At 73.8% G+C, this 21119-nt stretch carries 17 protein-coding genes and 1 riboswitch; of the genes, 5 read left to right on the top strand and 12 right to left on the bottom strand.

The genetic code is table 11. The features are described from left to right. Positions 1–46 precede the first annotated feature (46 nt). From thpD to ectA, 4 genes are all read right to left on the bottom strand, one after another. Positions 47–946: an ectoine hydroxylase gene (thpD, locus tag ACFW5B_RS29500; RefSeq protein ID WP_386446073.1), complete on the bottom strand. Its 900-nt coding sequence runs from the start codon at positions 944–946 to the stop codon at positions 47–49. 91 nt (positions 947–1037) lie between these two features. Next, positions 1038–1454, bottom strand: a complete 417-nt coding sequence (locus ACFW5B_RS29495; protein WP_386446070.1) for an ectoine synthase — start codon at positions 1452–1454, stop codon at positions 1038–1040. A 55-nt stretch (positions 1455–1509) separates the two neighbouring features. After that, positions 1510–2778 (bottom strand): diaminobutyrate--2-oxoglutarate transaminase, encoded by a 1269-nt coding sequence (ectB, locus tag ACFW5B_RS29490; RefSeq protein WP_386446067.1) that lies wholly within the window; start codon positions 2776–2778, stop codon positions 1510–1512. Positions 2779–2913: 135 nt separating this feature from the next. Then, a complete protein-coding gene (ectA, locus tag ACFW5B_RS29485) occupies positions 2914–3480 on the bottom strand; it encodes a diaminobutyrate acetyltransferase (RefSeq protein WP_386446065.1) in 567 nt (188 codons plus the stop codon). Between the two features lie 608 nt (positions 3481–4088). Here ectA and ACFW5B_RS29480 point away from each other — a divergent pair. Then, positions 4089–5180 carry an amidohydrolase family protein gene (locus ACFW5B_RS29480; RefSeq protein ID WP_386446079.1) on the top strand — a complete coding sequence of 364 codons (1092 nt, stop codon included), beginning with the start codon at positions 4089–4091 and terminating at the stop codon, positions 5178–5180. A gap of 287 nt (positions 5181–5467) precedes the next feature. Further along, positions 5468–6460: an SCO1860 family LAETG-anchored protein gene (locus tag ACFW5B_RS29475; protein WP_386446076.1), complete on the top strand. Its 993-nt coding sequence runs from the start codon at positions 5468–5470 to the stop codon at positions 6458–6460. 189 nt (positions 6461–6649) lie between these two features. On the opposite strand, the gene cobC is transcribed toward ACFW5B_RS29475, so the two are convergent. The 8 genes from cobC to ACFW5B_RS29435 all read right to left on the bottom strand — a co-directional run bounded on the left by cobC (position 6650) and on the right by ACFW5B_RS29435 (position 16137). Beyond that, a complete protein-coding gene (gene cobC, locus ACFW5B_RS29470; protein ID WP_386446062.1) occupies positions 6650–7729 on the bottom strand; it encodes an Rv2231c family pyridoxal phosphate-dependent protein CobC in 1080 nt (359 codons plus the stop codon). Between the two features lie 2 nt (positions 7730–7731). Further along, on the bottom strand, positions 7732–8634 hold the full coding sequence (locus ACFW5B_RS29465) for a sirohydrochlorin chelatase (RefSeq protein WP_386446060.1): 903 nt from the start codon (positions 8632–8634) through the stop codon (positions 7732–7734). Further along, on the bottom strand, positions 8631–9236 hold the full coding sequence (locus ACFW5B_RS29460; RefSeq protein ID WP_386446057.1) for a cobalamin biosynthesis protein: 606 nt from the start codon (positions 9234–9236) through the stop codon (positions 8631–8633). The genes ACFW5B_RS29465 and ACFW5B_RS29460 overlap by 4 nt, the downstream gene beginning before the upstream one ends. 97 nt (positions 9237–9333) lie before the next feature. Continuing rightward, positions 9334–10731: a cobyrinate a,c-diamide synthase gene (locus tag ACFW5B_RS29455; RefSeq protein ID WP_386446054.1), complete on the bottom strand. Its 1398-nt coding sequence runs from the start codon at positions 10729–10731 to the stop codon at positions 9334–9336. 16 nt (positions 10732–10747) lie between these two features. Next, a complete protein-coding gene (gene cobO / locus ACFW5B_RS29450) occupies positions 10748–11344 on the bottom strand; it encodes a cob(I)yrinic acid a,c-diamide adenosyltransferase (protein ID WP_386446051.1) in 597 nt (198 codons plus the stop codon). Beyond that, positions 11344–13455, bottom strand: coding sequence for a putative cobaltochelatase (locus tag ACFW5B_RS29445; RefSeq protein ID WP_386446048.1), 2112 nt, complete (start codon positions 13453–13455; stop codon positions 11344–11346). The genes cobO and ACFW5B_RS29445 overlap by 1 nt, the downstream gene beginning before the upstream one ends. Before the next feature lie 55 nt (positions 13456–13510). Then, positions 13511–15130 carry a cobyric acid synthase gene (locus ACFW5B_RS29440; RefSeq protein ID WP_386446045.1) on the bottom strand — a complete coding sequence of 540 codons (1620 nt, stop codon included), beginning with the start codon at positions 15128–15130 and terminating at the stop codon, positions 13511–13513. Continuing rightward, a complete protein-coding gene (locus tag ACFW5B_RS29435; RefSeq protein ID WP_386446042.1) occupies positions 15127–16137 on the bottom strand; it encodes a cobalamin biosynthesis protein in 1011 nt (336 codons plus the stop codon). The genes ACFW5B_RS29440 and ACFW5B_RS29435 overlap by 4 nt, the downstream gene beginning before the upstream one ends. 153 nt (positions 16138–16290) lie before the next feature. Beyond that, positions 16291–16442, bottom strand: a riboswitch (cobalamin riboswitch). A 203-nt stretch (positions 16443–16645) separates the two neighbouring features. Between ACFW5B_RS29435 and ACFW5B_RS29430 the strand changes: the two genes are divergently transcribed. The 3 genes from ACFW5B_RS29430 to ACFW5B_RS29420 are packed head-to-tail and all read left to right on the top strand — an operon-like array spanning position 16646 to position 21101. Beyond that, positions 16646–17083 carry a hypothetical protein gene (locus tag ACFW5B_RS29430; RefSeq protein WP_386446039.1) on the top strand — a complete coding sequence of 146 codons (438 nt, stop codon included), beginning with the start codon at positions 16646–16648 and terminating at the stop codon, positions 17081–17083. 5 nt (positions 17084–17088) lie between these two features. Next, positions 17089–19710, top strand: a complete 2622-nt coding sequence (locus tag ACFW5B_RS29425; protein ID WP_386446036.1) for a caspase family protein — start codon at positions 17089–17091, stop codon at positions 19708–19710. Next, on the top strand, positions 19707–21101 hold the full coding sequence (locus ACFW5B_RS29420) for an extracellular solute-binding protein (RefSeq protein WP_386446033.1): 1395 nt from the start codon (positions 19707–19709) through the stop codon (positions 21099–21101). Before ACFW5B_RS29425 ends, ACFW5B_RS29420 begins: the two co-directional genes overlap by 4 nt. Positions 21102–21119 lie beyond the last annotated feature (18 nt).

Genomic DNA, 21119 nt, shown 5'->3' with positions numbered 1-21119 from the left:
GCACGGACCAGCTGTGCGGCGGCCGCGCCACCGGTGCGAACGTCCCCTAACGCACCGGAGTGAAGTCCCGGGCCCCGATGTACTCCGGGCGCCGGATCGGTGCCGCGAACGGCTCCACCGCTTCGTTGTCCACGCTGTTGAACACGATGAAGACATTGCTGCGCGGGTAGGGCGTGATGTTGTCGCCCGAGCCGTGCATGGCGTTGCAGTCGAACCACGTCGCCGAGCCGGCCTTACCCGTGAAGAGACGGATGCCGTGCTTGTCCGCCATCTTCGTCAGCACCTCGTCCGACGGGATACCCGCGTCCTGCATCTGCAGCGAACGCTTGTAGTTGTCCTTCGGCGTCGCGCCCTCGCAGCCCACGAAGTGCTGGTGGGAGCCGGGCATGATCATCAGGCCGCCGTTGGTGTCGTAGTTCTCGGTCAGCGCGATCGAGACCGACACCGTGCGCATGTGGGGCAGCCCGTCCTCGGCATGCCAGGTCTCGAAGTCCGAGTGCCAGTAGAAGCCGGAGGCACCGAAGCCCGGCTTCACATTGATCCGCGACTGGTGGACATAGACGTCCGAGCCCAGAATCTGCCGGGCCCGGCCGACTACCCGCGGGTCGGAGACCAGCTTGGCGAACACCTCGCTGATCTTGTGGATCTCGAACACCGAACGGACGCTCTGGGTCGACTTCTCGACGATGGAGCGCGGGTCGGCGCGCATCGTCGGGTCGAGCACGAGCCGGTCCAGCTCGGCGCGGTACACCGCGACTTCTTCCGGTGTGAGCAGTTCCCCGATGGCGAAAAAGCCGTCGCGTTCGAAGTCGCTCAGCTCGGACGGCTCGAAGGGGCCGGCCGTTCCGGGCTGCGACCACACCACCGGGTCCTTCCGCGGGGTGATGACCTCTGCGGTCCCACGGGTCGGGTACAGGTCGGCGGTGCGCTCGGGTGCGGTGGTCATGGTGTTGCCTTCCTCTCCTCTCGTACGGAATCTGCTGACGTGCGTGTGTGTGCCTTCCTCAGCGCTGCCGGACGGGGCAGGCGGTGGGGCCTCAGACCGTCTCGGGCTCTGACTCCGGTTCGGTGAGCAGCGGGTAGACGCCGTTCTCGTCGTGGTCCTCGCGGCCGGTGACCGGCGGGTTGAAGACACAGACGCAGCGGAAGTCCTCCTTGATCCGCATGGTGTGCTTCTCGTGCCCGTCGAGCAGGTACATCGTGCCCGGCGTGATGGTGTGCTTCTCGCCGGTCTCGTCGTTCGTGAGCTCGGCCTCACCCTCTACGCAGAGTACGGCCTCGATGTGGTTCGCGTACCACATCGACGTCTCCGTCCCGGCGTACAGGGTGGTCTCGTGCAGCGAGAAGCCGACGCGCTCCTTGGCGAGGATGATGCGCTTGCTCTCCCACGTGCCGGACTTGGCCTTGACGTGGCGGTCGGTGCCTTCGATGTCCTTGAAGGATCGGACGATCACGGTGACTCGGTGCCTTTCTGTGGAACGGTAAGGAACTCTGGGGCCGTTGGGCCGATCAGGCGCAGTCGCGGACCGCGCGGGCGAGGATGCGGAGTCCCTCGTCCAGTTCCTCGGGGGTGGTCGTCAGTGCGGGGAGCAGTTTGACGACCTCGCTCTCCGGGCCGGAGGTCTCGATCAGCAGGCCCAGCTCGAAGGCGCGGGCCGCGATCTTGCCGGCCAGGGGCTTGTCGTTGCACTCCAGACCCCACACCAGACCGCGGCCGCGGTACTCGGCGATGGCGTCCGGGTGCTCCTCGGCTATGGCCTTGAGGTGTGCCTCGACGATCTCACCGCGGGCGAGGGTCTGCTTCTCCATCTGGCCGTCGGCCCAGTAGGTGTCCAGCGTCGCGGCGGCCGTCACGAAGGCCGGGTTGTTGCCCCGGAAGGTGCCGTTGTGCTCGCCCGGCTCCCAGATGTCCAGCTCCGGCTTGAACAGGGTCAGCGCGAGCGGCAGGCCGTAGCCGCTGATGGACTTCGAGACGGTGACGATGTCCGGCACGATGCCCGCCTCCTCGAAGGAGAAGAAGGCACCCGTACGGCCGCAGCCCATCTGGATGTCGTCGACGATGAGCAGCATGTCCCAGCGCTGGCACAGCTCGGAGAGGGCGCGCAGCCACTCGGGACGGGCGACGTTGATGCCGCCCTCGCCCTGGACCGTCTCGACGATCACGGCGGCCGGCCGGTTCAGACCGGAGCCCTGGTCCTCCAGCAGCCGCTCGAACCACAGGAAGTCCGGGTAGGTGCCGTCGAGGTAGTTGTCGAACGGCATCGGGGTGCCGTGCACCAGCGGGATACCGGCGCCGGCCCGCTTCATGGAGTTACCGGTGACCGCCAGCGCGCCCAGCGACATGCCGTGGAAGGCGTTGGTGAAGGACACGATCGACTCGCGGCCCTTGACCTTACGGGCCAGTTTCAGCGCGGCCTCGACGGAGTTGGCGCCCGTCGGGCCCGGGAACATGACCTTGTAGGGCAGGTCGCGCGGCCGCAGGATGATGTTCTGGAACGACTCCAGGAAGGCCCGCTTGGCCGTGGTGGACATGTCCAGGCCGTGGGTGACGCCGTCCCGCTCGATGTAGTCGATCAGGGCGCGTTTGAGGACGGGGTTGTTGTGGCCGTAGTTGAGCGACCCGGCCCCGGCGAAGAAGTCGAGGTAGGTGTGGCCGTCCTCGTCGGTCATGCGGCTGCCCTGCGCGCGGTCGAAGACGGTGGGCCAGCTACGGCAGTAGCTGCGCACCTCCGACTCCACGGTCTCGAAGACGCTCAGGTCGGGCTGGGTGATGGTCACAGCATGCTCCTGGGAGATGAGTGGCGAAAGGTGAGGAAGTCTGTTGGGGGCTGGGCGGTTCCGGCGGTGTCACAGGGTGTGGTGCCGGGTTCCGCATGGCCGCTGCGGCGCCGTCGCCGCGCGGTCCTGGGTGCGTCAGCGCCCCGGGCGGGCCGGTGGCTCCAGCGGGCCGATGAGGTGCAGTACCTCCGGCTCGTGGCCCTGCTCGGGGAACAGCCCTGCGTCAAAGAGCACCTCGCTCTTCAGCGGCACTGAGTGCCGCTCGGCGAAGGACGCGAACAACCGGTTGGATGCGGTGTTGTCGGGGGTCACGGTGGTCTCGACGAAACGTACGCCCAGCTCGTCCCTGGCCCGGGTGGTGAGCCCGTCCAGGAGTGCGGCCGCCAGTCCCTGCCCACGGTGCGCGTCGTCGACGGCGACCTGCCAGACGACGAGGGTCTCCGGGTGCTCGGGGCGGAGGTATCCGGTGATGAAGGCGGCCGGCTCGCCCTCCGCGTCACGGGCGACGACGGAGGTGGCGGCGAAGTCGCGACACCACAGGAGGTAGCTGTACGAGGAGTTGAGATCCAGCGCCTTCGAGTCTCGGGCGATGCGCCAGATCGCGGCTCCGTCCTCCACGCGTGGGGTGTCGAGCTTGAAGCCCTCCGGAAATTCTCTGATATCGCTTCGGGCACCTGCATGGTCTGCTTGTGCGGCGGTCATGGAAATTAAATTTACCCAGGGAAAAAGGAAATTGCATCGCGGGCAGGGGTTACGGAAGCGGCGAAGATGTGTTATCGCGCGGGGGCGCCCGTACGCGCGATGCCACCGCGAGATGTCCCGATTTGACCAGGAGGTTCGGGGTGAAACGGACACGTTGTGTAGTCGGTCACAGCTCCGTAACGTCCATGAGATCCGTCCGAATTACGGAACTTGCGCCAGCAAAATCGTGGCGTTTGAGGTGCGGAAAAGCGGGCAGAAGAATACGGGAAGCTGTACTTCTGAGGAATTGGGAATTCGCCGCCGGAAGGCCGGGCGGCAGCCCCATGAAACCTACGCGGCAGGATCGTGACAAGACCCGCGAGAAGGCGCGCGAGACGATCTCGGGGAAGGTCGCGGGAAACGTACCCGGAGTTGCGGAGAACGCACGGAGAACGGTGCGGCCCGGGTGGCGGAAGCAGTACGGAGAGTGCCCGGAGAAGCAGCCTTTGGCCGTGCCCGGCGGGGCACCGGATTTCCGGTGAAACGACGGGGGAAAGACCTCGCTCAACGGTTTCGGCCGTAGTGGCCGCCCGGCGCGCCGCGCCGCCTACAGTGCCGGTATGACGTCCATGAGTGAAGGTGCGGTGCTGCACTTCAAGGGGAGGGTCCTCGTCGGTCCGGACGAGGTGCGCGACGAGCTGTGGGTGGTCGACGGCCGGGTGACGTTCGACCGGCCGGTGGTGGCACGGGATGCCACCACCGTGACGGGCTGGGTCCTGCCGGGCCTGGTCGACGCCCACTGTCATGTGGGCCTGGACGCACACGGGCCGGTGGACGCCCCCACCAGCGAAAAGCAGGCGCTCACCGACCGTGACGCCGGCACCCTGCTGATCCGGGACGCCGGATCGCCCTCCGACACCCGCTGGGTCGACGACCGCGAGGACCTGCCGCGGATCATCCGCGCCGGCCGCCACATCGCCCGTACCAAGCGCTACATCCGCAACTACGCGCACGAGATCGAGCCGGAGGACCTGGTCGCGTACGTCGCCCAGGAGGCCCGGCGCGGCGACGGCTGGGTCAAGCTCGTCGGCGACTGGATCGACCGCTCCACGGGCGATCTGGCGGCCTGCTGGCCCCAGGGGGCGGTCGAGGCGGCCATCGCCGAGGCCCACCGGCTGGGTGCCCGGGTCACCGCGCACTGCTTCGCCGAGGAGACCCTCGCCCCGCTCGTCGAGGCCGGTATCGACTGCATCGAGCACGCCACCGGGCTCACCGAGGAAACCATCCCGCTGTTCGCCGAGCGCGGGGTGGCCATCGTCCCCACGCTCGTCAACATCGCCACCTTCCCGCGGCTCGCGGACGGCGGTGCGGCGAAGTTCCCGCGCTGGGCGGACCACATGCGGCGGCTGCACGACCGCCGCTACGACACCGTCCGTGCGGCCTACGACGCCGGAGTGCCGGTCTTCGCCGGCACGGACGCCGGCGGCTCGCTCGCCCACGGCCTGGTCGCCGAGGAGGTCGTCGAGCTGACCCGGGCCGGGCTGCCCGCCGTGGCGGCGCTCTCCGCCACCACCTGGGGCGCCCGGGACTGGCTCGGCCGCCCCGGCCTCACCGAGGGCGCCCCGGCGGACCTGGTGGTCTACGGGAGCGATCCGCGCGAGGACGTCCGGGCGCTGGCCGCACCGCGCCGGGTGGTGCTGCGGGGGCGGATCGTGGGGTAGCCGCGCCAGGGGCCCGGTGAACCCGCCCGGTCAACGCGGGTCACCCGGGAGGTGGGGCGGCTGTGGCGGGCGTGATGCCCGATGTCGCACGAATCGAATAAAGGCACGGAAACCACCCTTTGGGATGAACTGACGCCACGTGGCTGCCCGTTCACCCTCGGTGCGGACACGATGTGCGGGTCGATGCCGTCGGCCGGCGCGATGTCCCCCATTGGCCCGGCCGGCGGCGCCATTTCTCCTGTGAGGGTTCCACACACGTGTCCACCAGTCCCACCTCCTCCTTCGGCATGCCCCGACGCCTGGCCGCGGCCCTCGCCGCCGGCGCGCTCACGGCCGGTCCCGCCGTCCTGCTCGGCGCCGTCCCCGCGCATGCCACCGGAGACCATGGCCCGGCCCGTGGCACCGCCGACGCGGTCGTGCTGCGTACCGGCGTGAACGTCGGGCTGCTCAACAAGACGGTCGACGTCCCGCTGAACGTCGCCCTCAACGAGGTGCACGCCCCGGCCTCCGCCAACAAGACGGCGCTCACCGTCAAGCTCGACGGCATCGACCGGGGCCGGCCGTTCAGCGTGCTGCGCGCCGACGCCGCCACCGCACGGGCCACCGCCGACCGCCGCAAGTCCGAGGGCTACGCCAACGTCGTCCGGGCGAAGGTGCATCTGCCCGGTCTGCCGCTGCTGTCCGTGATCGAGGTGGAGCAGGTCACCGCCAAGGCGGTCTGCGAGGCGGGCGCGCGGCCGCGGGCCGAGTCGAATGTGCTGGGGACCGTGCGCGTTCTGGGCAAGAAGGTCACGCTCACCGCGGGCGGCACGACGGACCTCAAGGTCCCGGGGGTGGGCCGGGTGCGGCTCGACCTGTCCAGGAAGAACGTCACGTCCAAGGGCGCCGCGGCCACCGCCCTCGACCTCAATGTCTCGCTCAACCCGCTGAAACTGAACGTCGCCGAGGTGCACGGCGGGGTCACCCTGGCCAAGGCCACCTGCACCGCGCCGCGCGGCAAGGCGCCCGAGGACGGCGGCTCCGGCGGCACGAGCGGCGGGCAGACGGGCGGCGGCTCGACGGGCGGCGAGACCACCGGCGGTACCACCGGCGGCGGCAAGGGCACCGAGGTGACGCAGACGGGCTCCGGGACCCACACCCAGAACCTCGCGGAGACCGGCGGCAGCTCGGCCACCCCGTACCTCGCCGGCGGCGCCGCCCTGCTGCTGGTCACGGGCGCCGGGGCGACGCTCTTCGCCCGCCGGCGCCGCACCACCGCGCCGCAGGGCGGCCGCGGCTGACCGACCCCGTACACCGCGCCGGTGCTGTGGGGGCGTCGCGCGCGGAGTACGGCCCGGGTGTGCCGTACGGGCCGCGGACCGTGCGGCACACCCCACCCTCGCCGGGTCCCCGCCGGGCATGGTGCGCGGGGGACCCGGCGGGGTCCGCCCGCGGGCCGGCGGGCCCCGGGTACGCCGTCGGCGGCGCCGCTATCCGAGCACCTCGCCCAGCGCCGTCACGAAGCGGTCCGTCGTGGCCCGGTCACGCACCGCGAGCCGCAGCCAGTCGGGGCCCAGACCGGGGAAGGTGTCACCACGGCGCACCGCGAAGCCGCGGTCCCGCAGCTTGGCCCGCACCCGGTCCGCGTCCGCCAGCCGGACCAGCACGAACGGGCCCGCCGCCGGGCCGGCCGTCCGGATCTGCGGGAGGCCGCCCAGCCGGGCCAGCAGATGCGCCCGGTCCGCGGCGATCTCCTCGGCCGCCGCGGCTGCCTCGGCCAGCGCCCGGGGCGTACAGCACGCCTCCGCGGCGGCCAGCGCGGGACTGGAGACCGGCCACAGCGGCTGGGCCCGCTCCAGGGCGGCGACGGTCTCCGGAGCGGCCAGCACATAGCCGATCCGCAGCCCGGCCAGCCCCCAGGTCTTGGTGAGGCTGCGCAGCACCACCAGCCCCGGCAGATCCGTCCGCCCGGCCAGCGCCGCCCGCTCACCGGGCACCGCGTCCATGAACGCCTCGTCCACCACCAGCGTCCGGCCCGGCCGCGCCAGAGAGGCCAGCGTCTTCGCGGGGTGCAGGACCGAAGTGGGGTTGGTGGGGTTGCCGACGACGACCAGATCGGCGTCCTCCGGCACCGCGGCCGGCTCCAGCCGGAAACCGTCCCGGGCGTCCAGCAGCACCCGCCCGACCTCGTGCCCGGCGTCCCGCAGCGCCGCCTCGGGCTCGGTGAACTGCGGATGCACCACCACCGGCCGGCGCGCCGCCACGGCGCGCGCGAGCAGCACGAACGCCTCCGCGGCCCCCGAGGTGAGCAGCACCCGCTCCACCGGCAGACCGTGCCGCGCCGCCACCGCCCGGCGCGCCGCGCGGCCGTCGGGGTACGCGGCGAGCCCGTCCAGCGACGCGGCGATCCGGGCCTTGAGCCAGGCCGGGGGAGTGCCCGTGCGGACATTGACCGCCAGGTCCGTCAGCCCGGCGTCCGCGCCCCGCACCTCGGCGTCGCCGTGGTGCCGCAGGTCGGGTCCGGGCGGCGGGGCGGCGTCGAGACGTACGGACGCGGTGCGCGGGGGCATGCTCACCGGTCCCCGGCGCCCGTGGTCACCGTGGCGTCCGGTGCCGAGCCGTGCGCGGTCCGGGCGTCCTCCGCCGCCGCCCGGTCCTCGCACGGCGCGCCGCCGAGCCGCGGTGCGGCCGCCACCGTCGCGTGGTAGCGATCCATGATCACGTCGACCACCGCGGGCTCCGGGCCGATCACGTCGGCGCCGAAGACATCGATGCCGGGGTGCGCCGCCGCCCAGCCCTCGGCCTGCATGTGCAGCCGTTCGACCGGCCCGCCGGGGAGGAGGAAGTAGGGCAGCACCACGATCCGGCCCGGCTCGCCGGCGCCCACCGCCCCCAGCTTCTGGCACCGGTCGAGGCCGGCCGGGACGTCCGGGGCCGCCTGCGCGACGAACGCGGTCTCCACGCCCGCGAAGCCGCGCCCCTCCCACAGCAGCCGCGCGGCCCGCGCCACCTCGGCGTTGGCATGCGGATCGACCGCGCCGCGGCCCACCAGCAGCACCGTGGTGCGGGCCCGGTCGGCGGGCCGGCGGGCGCCGCTGCCCAGCGCCTCGTCCAGCCGCTGCTCCAGCACGTCGAGCAGCGCGGGGTGCGGGCCCAGCTCGTCGCCGCAGGCGTGCACCAGGTCGGAGTGGCGCTCCGCCGCCCGCGCCAGCACCGTGGGCAGCGCGTCCGGGACCGGCCCGGTCGGGGCCGTCAGCAGCGGTATGACGGCGAGCCGGGTCGCGCCTCCCTCGACCAGACCGTCGATGGCGGCGTCCAGCGGCATCGGCGAGTCCGGGGCACCGAAGAATCCGGCGGCGACCGGCACGTCCGGGTGGCGCTCACGGAGCAGGCGCACCAGGGCGCGCAGGGCGTGCGCCCCGCCTTCGTCTCGGCTGCCGTGACCGGCGATGAGCAGTGCGGGAGGGGTGGTCACGAGGTCTCCTTGGTGCCGGTGGGTCCGCTGCCGGGCGCCGGGTCGCCGGCGACCGCCGTCCACCGATCCGGGCCACGGCGGGGCGGGTTGGGAGAGGTCAAGACGATATCCGCAGCGGAGAAGCGGTCGCTGGCCGCTCCCTCCCTACCAGCGGTAACGGCACCGCTGTCCGTTACAGCGGGCCCGGCCAGCGCACAGGTCGCCCGGGCCGGCCGGCCGCGCGGCGCCGACTTCCGCTTCCCGGCGAGCAGTTCGGCGCCCGGCCCGGAGGCCAGCAGCGCCGCCGCCTCGGCCACGCTCGGCGTCCCGACGGCGGCCGCCACGACCGCGGACGCACCGGGCACCGCCACCGCCGCCAGATCCGCCGCCGGAAACGACCGCAACGGCACCCCCAGCCGCCGCGCCGCCGCCACCAGCCCCGGCTCCGCGGCCCGCGCCGCGACCGTCGCCAGCGCCACGACCGTCCGGTCCGCACACCCCGCCGCCGCCCGCGCGTCCGCGATCAGCTCCAGCACCTCGGCCACCGGGACACCCGGTCGCGCCCCCACGCCGACGACCAGCGGTGCGGCACGGCCGGACCTGTCGGGCGCCGGGTGCTTCATGGCGCCACGGCTCCTCGGCCGACGGCGCGGTCCGGGCCGGGCGTGGCACGGACGGCACGGCCGAAGACGCCGGCCGCCCCGCCACCTCCGCCGCCGTTCATCGCGCCGCGCCCCGGACCGGCGCGCGCCGCGCCGCGCTCGCCGCCAGCCGTCCGGCCAGTGCGGGTTCGGCCGCCCAGTGCAGATGCAGGTACGAGGCGTGCACCCCGCCGGACACGAAGCCCTCCAGGCGTCGTTCCGGGTGTGTCAGGCCCCAGGCCGGGGCTGCGCCCGCGCCCGGTTCCAGGGTCGTGCGGTGGAATTCGTGGCCGCGTACCCGGGTGCCGGCCGTGGCCAGGGCGTTGTCCGACAGGGCCACCGCCTCGCGGTAGCCGAGGGTGAGCCGTTCGGTCATCCGGGCCTCGGCGGGCAGGACTCCGCACATGGGCTTGCCGTCGAGGGAGCGGGACAGGTAGAGCAGTCCGGCGCACTCGGCGGAGACCGGTGCCCCGGAGGCGGCCAGCGCCGCGACCGCGGTGCGCAGCGGGGCGTTCGCCGACAGGTCCGGCGCATACATCTCGGGGAAGCCGCCGCCGATCACCAACCCCTGGGTGCCGGGCGGGAGTTCTTCGTCCCGCAGCGGGTCGAAGGGGGCGACCTCGGCGCCCGCGGCGGCCAGCAGCTCGGCGTGTTCGGCGTACGAGAAGGTGAAGGCGGCGCCGCCCGCGACGGCGATCAGCGGCTTCTCAAGGGCGGCCGTCCCCTCGGCCGGTGCGAGTTCCGCGGCCGGGTCCCAGGCCGCGTCCGGCAGCTCCGGCACCGTACGGGCCAGCGCCAGCAGCGCCTCCAGGTCGCAGCCCTCGCGGACCCGCGCGGCGAGTTCGGCCACCGACTCCACGGCCTCGGAGCGCCGTTCGGCGACCGGCACCAGGCCCAGGTGCCGGGAGGGCGTACCGGCCCGGCCGTCCCGGCGCAGCGCGCCCAGCACCGGCACACCGGAGGAGTCCATCGCCTCCCGCAGCAGCTCCTCGTGGCGGTCCGAGCCGACCTTGTTGAGGATCACCCCGGCCAGCCGCACCTCCGGGTCCCAGGAGGCGAAGCCGTGCACCAGCGCGGCCACCGACCGGGACTGCGAGGACGCGTCCACCACCAGCACCACCGGTGCCCGCAGCAGCTTCGCCACCTGCGCCGTCGAGGACAGTTCGCCCCTTCCGGACGCCCCGTCGAACAGCCCCATCACACCCTCGACCAGCGCGAGATCGGCGCCCGCCGCCCCGTGCAGAAACAGCGGCGCGATCCGGTCCGGCCCGCACAGATAGGCGTCCAGATTGCGGCCGGGGCGGCCGGTGGCCAGGGAGTGGTAGCCCGGATCGATGTAGTCCGGGCCGACCTTGTGCGGCGACACCGTGAGACCGGCCTCGGCGAACGCCGCCATCAGGCCGGTGGCCACGGTCGTCTTCCCCGCGCCGGACGAGGGCGCGGCGATCACCAGCCGCGGGATCGCGCCGTTGCTCATGCGCCGCCCACCTCGCTCACCATTCGATGCCCCGCTGGCCCTTCTGGCCCGCGTCCATGGGGTGCTTGACCTTGGTCATGTCCGTCACCAGATCGGCGAAGTCCAGCAGCGCCTCGGGGGCGCCCCGCCCGGTGATGACGACGTGCTGGGTGCCGGGGCGGTCGCGCAGCGCCGACACCACCTCGTCGGTGTCGATCCAGCCCCACTTCAGCGGGTAGGCGAACTCGTCCAGCACCAGCAGCTTGTAGGTCTCGGCGGCCAGGTCCCGCTTGACCTGCTCCCAGCCCTCGCGTGCCGCGTCCTCGCTGGAGGCGATGTCGCGCTGCACCCAGGACCAGCCCTCGCCCATCTTGTGCCAGGCGACGGTGCCGCCCTCACCGGACTCCCCGAGCACCTTCAGCGCCCGCTCCTCGCCGACCTTCCACTTCGCCGACTTCACGAACTGGAACACCCCGACCGGCCAGCCCTGGTTCCAGGCGCGCAGCGCCAGCCCGAAGGCGGCGGTGGACTTGCCCTTGCCCTGGCCGGTGTGGACGAACACCAGCGGACGGTTGCGGCGCTGGCGGGTGGTGAGCCCGTCGTTCGGTACGACGGACGGCTGTCCCTGCGGCATTACGCGGCCTTCCTGTTGCCCTGCACGGTCCGTACGAGCGCGGAGAAACTGTCCGCGCGCAGTTCGTCGAGGGTGACCGCGGTGCCCTGCAGCTCGCGGGCCAGCTCGCCCGCGAGGCCCAGCCGCACCGGACCCGCCTCACAGTCCACGACCACCGAGGCGGTCCCCTCGGCGGCCAGCAGCCGGGCCGCGCGGCCCGCGCGCACCACCGGCTCCGGGCCGCCGGTCGCCCGGCCGTCGGTGACGACCACCAGCAGCGGCCGCCGCGAGGCGTCCCGCATCCGCTCCACCCGCAGCACCTCATGGGCCCGCAGCAGACCCTCGGACAGCGGGGTACGGCCGCCCGTCGGCAGCTGCTCCAGCCGCGCGGCACCCGCCTCGACCGAGGACGTCGGGGGCAGCGCCAGCTCGGCGCCGCTGCCGCGGAAGGTGATCAGGCCGATCTTGTCGCGCCGCTGGTAGGCGTCCAGCAGCAGCGAGAGCACCGCGCCCTTGACCGCGCTCATCCGCTTCCGTGCCGCCATCGAACCGGAGGCGTCCACGACGAACAGGACCAGATTGCCCTCCCGTCCCTCGCGCACCGCCTCGCGCAGATCGTCCCGGCGCACCAGCAGTCCCCGGCCGCTGCGGCCACGGGCCCGCTGGTGCGGTGCCGCGGCCTGCACGGTCGCCGACAGATGCAGCTTGCCGAGCGCGCCGTGGGGGCGGCGGGCGCCGGTCGTCCGGCCGTGGGCGGTACGGGCCCGCGAGCGGCGGCCGTCCGCGCCCTCGCCCAGGCCCGGTACGTCGAGCCGCCGGGTGCGGAACGGCTCGGCGGCGCCGACCGCCGGCATCTCCCCGGCCGCGGCGCCCTGGGGCGCGCTCTCGGGCTCGGGCTGCCCGGCGCGTTCGGGCTGCTCGGGGGCCGGCGGCGGCTGTGGGGCCTCCCGATCCTGCTGGTGCGGGAGTTCGGCCTCCTCCGGTCCGCCGTCCTGCGGCGGCAGCCCGCCGCCGTCCGGACCGCCCCCGCCGTCCGGCCCGTCCGGTTCCGGGTCGTCGTCGCCGTCCGCGCCCTCGCCGGTGCTCTCGTCCGTGCTCTCGTCCGGGGCGAACTCCTCCAGCGTCCGGTCGAGTTTGTCCTCGTCCAGGCCCGGGGCGTCGAAGGGGTTGCGGCGCCGGCGGTGCGGCAGCGCCAGCAGCGCGGCCTGACGGACGTCCTCCTCCAGGACGTCCGTCCGCCCCGCCCACGCGGCCAGCGCGGTGGCGGTACGCGCCATCACGATGTCCGCGCGCATCCCGTCCACCTCGAACGCGGCGCAGGTCGCCGCGATCTGCCGGAGCGCCGCGTCGCCCAGCGTCACCCGCGGCAGCAGCTCCCGGGCCGCGGCGATCCGCGCGCGCAGCGCGTCCTCCTCGGCCGCCCACTCCGCCGCGAAACCCGCCGGATCGGCGTCGTAGGCCAGCCGCCGCCGGACCACCGAAACCCGCTCGTCGGGCTCGCGGGAGGCAGCCACCTCGACCGTGAGCCCGAAGCGGTCCAGCAACTGCGGCCGCAGCTCGCCCTCTTCGGGGTTCATCGTCCCGACGAGCAGGAAGCGGGCCGCGTGCCGTACGGAGACGCCCTCGCGCTCCACGTACGAGGCACCCATGGCGGCCGCGTCCAGCAGCAGGTCCACGAGGTGGTCATGGAGCAGATTGACCTCGTCGACGTACAGGATGCCGCGGTGCGCGTCCGCCAGCAGGCCCGGCTCGAACGCCTTCACGCCCTCCGACAGCGCCCGCTCGATGTCCAGCGCGCCGACCAGCCGGTCCTCCGAGGCGCCGACGGGAAGTTCGACCATCCGCGTCGGGCGCTCCTCGACGCCGCCCGTCCCGTGCGGCCCGTCGGGACAGCCGGGGTCCGGCGCGGCCGGGGCGCAGGCGAAGCGGCAGCCGCTGATCACGTCCACGGCCGGCATCAGCGCCGACAGCGCCCGGACGGCGGTGCTCTTGGCGGTGCCCTTCTCGCCCCGGACCAGCACCCCGCCGACCGCGGGGCTCACCGCGTTCAGCAGCAGCGCGAGCCGCAGATCAGCCATCCCGACCACCGCGGTGAAGGGGTACTGCGGGGTCGTGTTGTGCGCGGTCGTCATGCTGTGTCGTCCTCCACGTCGCCGTCGAGCTCCGTATTCGTCCTGTGCGTACCCCTCATGGCGCCCCCGGAGGCACGAACGGCAGTCCCTCCGGCACCCCTTCCTCGATCAGCCGCAGCAGCGCGCCGGTATCCGCGTGCTCCTCGATCAGATCGCCCAGCCGGTCCAGCTGTTCCTCGCGCAGCACGCCGAAACGGGTGTCGGGGGCCGGGACGAACGCCCGCCCCGCGTCCGCCGCGACCCGCCGCAGGAAGGCCCGGCGGAAGCCGTCGCTCTCCAGGGACCCGTGCCAGTGCGTGCCCCATACGGAGCCGGCCCGGCAGCCGTCCAGGAACTCTTCCTCCCCGCCGGTCACTTCGGCGACACCGTGGTGGATCTCGTAGCCCTCCACCGGCTCGCCCAGCGCCTCGCCGGCCGGCCGCGCGAGCGTCTTCTCCGCCGCGAACCGCACCCGTACGGGCAGCAGCCCCAGCCCGTCGACCACGCCCGCCTTCGACTCGACCTCGTCCTCGATGCGCTCGCCCAGCATCTGGAAGCCGCCGCAGATGCCCAGCACCGGGCGCCCCTCGGCGGCCCGCCGGGCGATCGCGTCCGCCAGACCGCGCTCCCGCAGCCACGCCAGCGCCCGGACCGTGCCCCGGGTCCCCGGCAGCACCACCAGATCGGCGTCGGCCAGCTCCTCGGCGCGGTCCACGAACCGCACCACCACGCCCGGTTCGGCGGCCAGCGCGTCCACGTCCGTGAAGTTCGACATCAGCGGTACGGCACAGACCGCGACCCGCAGTACATCCGCGCCGTGCGGCGGCGCGACCACGCTCTCGCGCACCGCGCCGCGCAGCGACACCCTCCCCCAAGCTCTCGACTTCGTTCGAGCAGGGGGGACCCCCATCCCGTCCTCCTCGTCGATGCCGAGCCCGTGCGCGAAGGGCAGCACGCCCAGCGTCTGCCGCCCCGTGAGGCCGCGCAGCATCTCCAGGCCCGGCTCCAGCAGCGTCACATCGCCGCGGAACTTGTTGACCAGATACCCGGCGACCAGGGCCTGGTCCTCTTTGGACAGCAGTGCGGTGGTGCCGAAGAACGAGGCGAACACCCCGCCGCGGTCGATGTCACCGACCACGACCGCCGGGATACGGGCGGCCCGTGCGAGGCCCATGTTCACGATGTCGGTACGCCGCAGATTGATCTCGGCGGGACTGCCGGCGCCCTCGCAGATCACCGCGTCATGGGTACGCCGCAGCTCGGCCAGGCAGTCGGTCACCGTGCCGAGCAACTGCTCCCGCCCGCCCGCGTACGGCGTCTCCCCGGGGGACGACCCCCCGGACTCCCCGAAGTACCCCCGGGCACTCAGCTCCCCCACCGGCTTCCCCAGCAGCACCACCTGGCTGCTGCGGTCGCCGCCCGGCTTGAGCAGCACGGGGTTCATCAGCGCGGTCGGCTCCACCCGCGCCGCGGCCGCCTGCATCGCCTGGGCCCGTCCGATCTCCGCGCCCTCACGGGTGACGAACGAATTCAGCGACATGTTCTGTGCCTTGAAGGGCGCCACCCGGACGCCCTGCCGGACCAGCCAGCGGCAGATGCCCGCCGTCACCACGCTCTTGCCGGCGTCCGACGTCGTCCCGGCCACCAGCAGCCCGCCGCCGACGGCCCCGCCGGATGCCTTGCCCCGCCCGTTCACCGGTTCCTCCTCCCGCGCCGGGACCCCGGCACCCGTGCCCGTGTGGCCGCACCGGCCACCAGTCGCGCCGCCACCGTCGTCGCCAGCGCCAGCACACTCACCCGGCGGGAGAGCCGCACCGCGCGCTCGATGTCGTCCACCGCCACCGGCGGTGCCGCGCCGTTCAGCACCGGACGGTGCTCCACCCGCCCGCCGTACGCCAGTGTGCCGCCCAGCCGTACGCCCAGCGCACCCGCGAACGACGCCTCCACCGGGCCCGCGTTGGGGCTCGGATGGGCAGCTCCGTCCGCCCGCCAGGCCCGCAGCGCACCGCGCCGGTCGGGGCCCGCGAGCACGGTCAGCGCGGCGGTCAGCCGGGAGCCGGGCCAGCCGGCGAGGTCGTCGAGCCGGGCCGCGGCCCAGCCGAAGCGGCGGTAGCGCGGCGACTTGTGCCCCACCATCGCGTCCAGGGTGTTCACCGCGCGGAACGCCACCAAGCCGGGCACTCCGCCCAACGCGCCCCATACCAGGGCGCCGACCACCGCGTCGGAGGTGTTCTCGGCGACCGACTCCACCACCGCACGGGCCATCTGCGGCCCGTCCAGCGCCTGCGGATCGCGCCCGCACAGATGCGGCAGCCGCTCCCGAGCCACGTCCAGGTCACCCGCCGTCAGCGCCCCGCCGACGGCCCGCGCCTCCCGGCCGAGCGAGGTGCCGCCCAGCACGGCCCAGACCGTCGCCGCGGTCAGCGCGACCCCCGCACCACCACGGAGCGACAGCGGAGAAGCGGAAGCCGAACCCCGCACGGCACGCCGCAGCAGCGCGGCGCCGGCCGCGGCACCGCCCGCGCACAGCACGGTGTGCGCCGCCCCGAAGGCACGGTGGTCGCGCCACAGCCGGCGTTCGACGGCGCCCGCGGCCCGGCCGAACGCGGCCACCGGATGGCCGCGCCGGGGGTCTGCCGCGATCAGGTCACCGAGAAAGCCGAGGGCCGCGCCGCACGCATATCCCGCGTGTTCGCCGCGCACCGGATCAGACCGCAGCCAGGGCGAGTTCGTGACGTGCCGCCCGGCCTCGGAGGAGACCTGCGACAGCGGGCAGAGGGGATCTCGACGGGCAGCCGGGCATGACGGTATGTCCTCACTCAGGGTCCGCGCCCTGGCTCGACGTGACGGCGACACGAGTCTCCTGGCTCCCGGATCGGCGTGTCCTCCGGCCTTCCCGTCCCGCGTACGCCGTGATGACGTGCGCGTACTGGACCGTGGCCTCCGCTGGAGGAACGCTCCCCGGTGACAGTGGCGGGACCGCGCCGGATTCGCACCGGACTTCCTCAGCTGTCGCCGAATGGCCCCGGCAGTCCACCACGGCCCGCGAACGCCCGTCAACTCACCCTTGACCTGCAGCGCAGCCCCGCTGCAGGCGCTGTGGTGCACGCCACAGCGTGGCAGAGAGGTCACGGACGGTTGCCCGCGGACCTGATCCCGCGTCACTATCTGGTGCACGGCGGCGACGGGGCCGCCGGAAGGGGGCCGGGGGATGCCGCAGCGCGCTGACCGTCATGAGATCCGTATCAGGATCTCGGGCACCAACAATCCTGACCAGGACGCCGAGGACCTCAAGGCGTGGCTGGAGCGCGAGCCCTGGCTGAACGGCCGGCCGCACGACTGGGAACTCCGGCCGGCGGTGGAGCGCGACGAGGGCCCCGGCGACATGGCCATCGGCGTCGACGACCTGATCCTGGTCGTGGTCGGCGCGGTCGCCGCCGAGATCTCCAAGAGCATGGGAATCGCGCTGCGCGAGTGGCTGCGCCGCCGCAAGGAGGAACGCGACACCGGCGAACGGCCCGCGGTGGCGGTCGCCGACGGGGACGGCGCCCTGCGCGCACTCGGCGACCAGGGGCCGGACGCCCCGGCCCCCGGACACCCCGATCCCGGCAGCCCGGCGAACGGGAGCGGCAGCACCGCCGGGGACTGAGCCGGATGTCCGAATACGACGCACGGGGCAAGGTCAACCGGGCGCTGCTGATCTGCGTCGACGACTACCGGCACCTGCGGCCGCTGCCCGCCGTACGGGACAACCCCCAGGAGCTGGAACGCGTCCTGCTCGCCCCCGGCACCGACCTGTTCACCAAGGGCGAGGTCGTCATCTGCCGCCCCCAGGAGCCGTGGGAGGTCGAACAGGCCCTGGACGCCGTCACCCAGGAGGCCCGCGGACTGCTGCTGGTGTACTTCAGCGGCCACGGCCGGGTGGGCCGGGACGGCGGCAACCTCCAGCTCATGGTCGGCGCGTCGGAACGGCGCCACAAGACCGTCTCCTGGCAGGACATGGTGCTGCCCTACTTGGACAACGCACGGGCCGACCGGATCGTGATCGTCCTGGAGTGCTGTTACGCCGGCAACGCCGGGGAGGCCTTCCACCTCTGCCGCACCCCGATGTCGCTGCTGATGGCCGCGCAGCCCAACCGCCGTATCTTCAGCGGCGAGGAGCCCACCGGCGGCACCCTCTTCACCCGCGCCCTGCGGCAGACCCTGGAACAGGGCGTCCCCGGCAAGCCGTTCGTCACCTTCGAGGACCTCGTCCGGGAGCTGCGGGGGCAACTGGCCGGTGAGCGCACCCCGATGGGCGACGTCTGGGAGCCCCGCTCGGCCAAGCAGAACACCGTCGACGACGTCATCCTGTCCTTCGCCACCCCCGGGGTCCGGCCGCCCACCCCGCTGCGGATCCGCCTGCGCCGCCGGCTCAACGCCTCGGTGCGGCACTGGTTCCGCATCCTGATGGTGCTGGCGACCGTTCTCGTCCCGGCCGGCGCGGGTGTCGCCCTGCTCTGCCTCCCGCACGGCACCGAGGCCTGCCCGCCCGCCCTCGAACTGCGGCTGCTCACCGCCCCCGAGGCCGAACCCGCGCTGCGCCGGGCGGCCTTCGACTACGAGATGTCCGACGCCAACACCCGCCCCCTCGACGGCGAGGGCGACCTCCCCGACGGCTGCCGGCGTGCCCAGATCACCGTCTACTCAGCCGCCCGGGACCAGGTCGACCAGGGCTTCGCGGCCGCCGCCCGCTGGCAGGGCGCGGCCCACGGCACCGGGAAGGGCGAAGCGGGCGACAAGGGCACCGACCCCCTCTACCGGACCGGACCGCAGCCCGACATCTGGATCCCCGAATCCACCGCCGACTACGACGAGGCCCGCCGCGGTATGCCCGCCAAGGACTCCCCGGCGACCCTGCACTACGGCGCCCCGGTCGCCTACACCCCCCTGGTCGTCGGCATCCCGGCGGGCCGGCGCCCGGACGACGTCGAACCGGCCGGAGCCTCCTGGCGGCAACTGCTCACCGCCACCGACCGCGACCACCACGACCTGCGGCTGCTGCGGCCGAGCCCGGTGCTCTCCGGCACCGGACTGCTGCACACCCTCGGTCTCTACCTCGCCCACGACGGCGCGGACCCCGCGTCGTCCGGTGTGCCCGACCCCGCTCGCGCCCGGCAGGCGGAGGAGCGGCTGTCCGCCCCGGGCAGCCAGTTCGCGGGCAGCACCGAACTGCTGTGTTCGCTGCGCCCCGACGCGGACGGCGCCGGCTCCGTCGACCGTACGAGGTCCGCGCCCCTGGTCTCGGAGAAGTCCCTCGCCGACTACAACCTGGGCCGCGCCGTCGGCAGTTGCCCGGCCCTGGACGCCCCGCTCCCGCTCCGCGACCGCTACATCGCCTACTACCCCCGCAACGTCCCCGCCCTCGACCACCCCCTGATCCGGGTCGGCTGGCGCGGCACCACGGACGCCACCCCGCGGAAGGCCGCGGTGGCCCGCTTCGCGACCTGGCTGCGCGCCCCGGACGGCGGCGGGCGCACGCTCACCGCCCAGGGCTACCGCGGGGTGTCGGACAGCGGCCCGGGAACCGGCTCACCGCTGCTGGACAGCCGCGCGGAGGCCACCCCGGCCGCCCCGGCCGTCCCCTTCCGCGCGGACCCGGACCAGGTGTCCCAGGTGCTGGACGGCTACGACAAGGCACAGAAAACCAGCCAGGTGCTGATCCTCCTCGACACCTCCACCTCCATGGCGGACGGCGGCCGGCTCCCGACCGCCCTGCGCGCGGCCGGCCGCGCCCTGGAGATGGTCGGCCCCCGCCACACCTACGGCCTGTGGGCCTTCCCGGACCGCGCGCACCCGACCGACCCCGACGCGGTGCGGGAACTCGTCCCGCTCGGCAGCGCGTCACCGGCCCCCGGCCGGGCCGCCCTGGACCGGATCGCGGGCGGCGAACTGGTCGAGCACGGCGCCGCGATGGAGGAGGCGCTGACCCGCGCGCTCCGCAGGATGAAGAAGTCACCCGCCGCCAACAAGGCCATCGTGCTGATCCTCGACCAGGACGACGGCACGGGCGGGCGCGCGGCGGGCGTGGAACGCACCCTCGGCGCCCTCGTCGAGGAGCAGCCCGGGGTGCCCGTCCTGGCGCTGGTGCTGGGCGAGACCGGCTGCGACACCTTCGCCCTCCAGCGGCTGGCCGACGCCTCCCACGGGCAGTGCGTGTCCGGCGGACCGCAGGCCGTCGACACCCTGGCCGGGCGGATCGCCTCCATCGGCACGGCTGCCAAGGGGGACCGATGACCCGCCCACCACGCGCCGCCGCCCTGGCCGCCCTGACCCTGGCGCTGGCCACGAGCGGCTGCACGGCGGACGGCCAACTCGTCCCGGAGAAGGGCGCGATCGTGCTCGCCACCGGCAGCGACCTCAGCAGCTCCGGCGTCCGGCAGGAGCTGATCCACGCCTGGGAGCGGCGCACCGGCCGCACCGTCCGGATCGTCAAGCTCCCGGACACCGCCGACGGCCAGCGCAGCCAGCTGCTGGCGGCCGGCCAGTCCGGCAACGGCGGCTACGACGTGCTCAACCTCGATGTCGCCTGGACCGCGGAGTTCGCCGAGGCGGGCGTGATCCGCCCCTGGGCCACGAGCCTGGACGGCGACTTCCTGGACAGCGTGGCCAAGACCGTGCAGTACGACGGCAAGGTGTGGGGCGTGCCCTTCAACACCGACGCCGGGCTGCTCTACTACCGCAAGGACATCCTCCGCCGGTACCACCGCGGCGCCCCGTCCACCTGGAGCGAGCTGCGGGAGGCCGCCACCGAGGTGGCAGCGGCCCACAACCGCGAGGCCGCCCGGGAGGCTGCCAGGGAGCACCGGAAGAAGCCGCCCACGATGTACGGCATGGTCGCCCAGCTGCGTCCCTACGAGGGGCTGACCGTCAACACCCTGGAGTCGGCGTGGGGCAACGGCGGCGACCCGGACGCCACCAGCTTCACCAAGGGCGGGCAGATCGGCGCGCTCCAGCAGGGCATCGCCGACCTCAAACTCCGGCTCGACTCGATCATGCCGCACGAGGCCACCACGATGGACGAGACGGAGAGCCGCCGCTGGTTCGCCGACGGCCGCGCGCTGTTCATGCGCAACTGGCCGGTCGCATACGCCTCGGTCGCCGAGAAGCTCAGGCCCGGCAGGGAGTTCGAGATCACCCAGCTGCCGGCCCGCGCCGATGGCAAGCGGCTGTCCGTACTGGGCGGGCAGAACCTCGCGATCTCGGCCCACAGCACCCGTCCGGAGGGCGCCCGCTCCCTGATCGAGGCGCTGACCGGCCCCGGCAGCGAACGCTGTCTGCTGGAGCGGGGTTTCGCGGCCACCCGCGACTCGGCGTACCGGCAGGCGGCCACGGCCCCGCACTGCCCGCTGCCGCCCGGCGGCGCGGAACGCGGTGAGCACGGCGCCCCGGGGCGGCCGGAGCCCCGGCCGGACCCCGGCACGCTGCACGAGGCGCTGCTGGCGGCCGCACCCCGCCCGCGCAGTGCGCACTACCAGACCTTCAGCAAGGTCGTACAGCTCGGGGTGTCCGCCTACCTCAACGGCCGTGGCAGCACCGCCATCGCCGACCGGCTGGCCCGGGAGGCCGATGACGCGCTCGGCGGCCGGGGCGAACAACGGACGAGGCGCCCGGCGGACGACGGCTGATGCCGTGCTCCGCCGGGC

The organism is Streptomyces sp. NPDC058773 (genome assembly GCF_042746015.1).
In the GTDB taxonomy this organism is placed as follows: domain Bacteria; phylum Actinomycetota; class Actinomycetes; order Streptomycetales; family Streptomycetaceae; genus Streptomyces.
Note: the sequence above shows the minus strand (reverse complement) of the source record. Positions and strands in the feature narration are given on the sequence as shown.

What these genes read in the sequence shown, in the direction of transcription:
- thpD (WP_386446073.1), bottom strand. Translation starts at nt 946, where the DNA reads ATGACCACCGCACCCGAGCGCACCGCCGACCTGTACCCGACCCGTGGG.
- ectA (WP_386446065.1), bottom strand. Translation starts at nt 3,480, where the DNA reads ATGACCGCCGCACAAGCAGACCATGCAGGTGCCCGAAGCGATATCAGA.
- ACFW5B_RS29480 (WP_386446079.1), top strand. Translation starts at nt 4,089, where the DNA reads ATGAGTGAAGGTGCGGTGCTGCACTTCAAGGGGAGGGTCCTCGTCGGT.
- ACFW5B_RS29475 (WP_386446076.1), top strand. Translation starts at nt 5,468, where the DNA reads ATGCCCCGACGCCTGGCCGCGGCCCTCGCCGCCGGCGCGCTCACGGCC.
- cobC (WP_386446062.1), bottom strand. Translation starts at nt 7,729, where the DNA reads ATGCCCCCGCGCACCGCGTCCGTACGTCTCGACGCCGCCCCGCCGCCC.
- ACFW5B_RS29460 (WP_386446057.1), bottom strand. Translation starts at nt 9,236, where the DNA reads ATGAAGCACCCGGCGCCCGACAGGTCCGGCCGTGCCGCACCGCTGGTC.
- ACFW5B_RS29455 (WP_386446054.1), bottom strand. Translation starts at nt 10,731, where the DNA reads ATGAGCAACGGCGCGATCCCGCGGCTGGTGATCGCCGCGCCCTCGTCC.
- cobO (WP_386446051.1), bottom strand. Translation starts at nt 11,344, where the DNA reads ATGCCGCAGGGACAGCCGTCCGTCGTACCGAACGACGGGCTCACCACC.
- ACFW5B_RS29445 (WP_386446048.1), bottom strand. Translation starts at nt 13,455, where the DNA reads ATGACGACCGCGCACAACACGACCCCGCAGTACCCCTTCACCGCGGTG.
- ACFW5B_RS29430 (WP_386446039.1), top strand. Translation starts at nt 16,646, where the DNA reads ATGCCGCAGCGCGCTGACCGTCATGAGATCCGTATCAGGATCTCGGGC.
- ACFW5B_RS29425 (WP_386446036.1), top strand. Translation starts at nt 17,089, where the DNA reads ATGTCCGAATACGACGCACGGGGCAAGGTCAACCGGGCGCTGCTGATC.
- ACFW5B_RS29420 (WP_386446033.1), top strand. Translation starts at nt 19,707, where the DNA reads ATGACCCGCCCACCACGCGCCGCCGCCCTGGCCGCCCTGACCCTGGCG.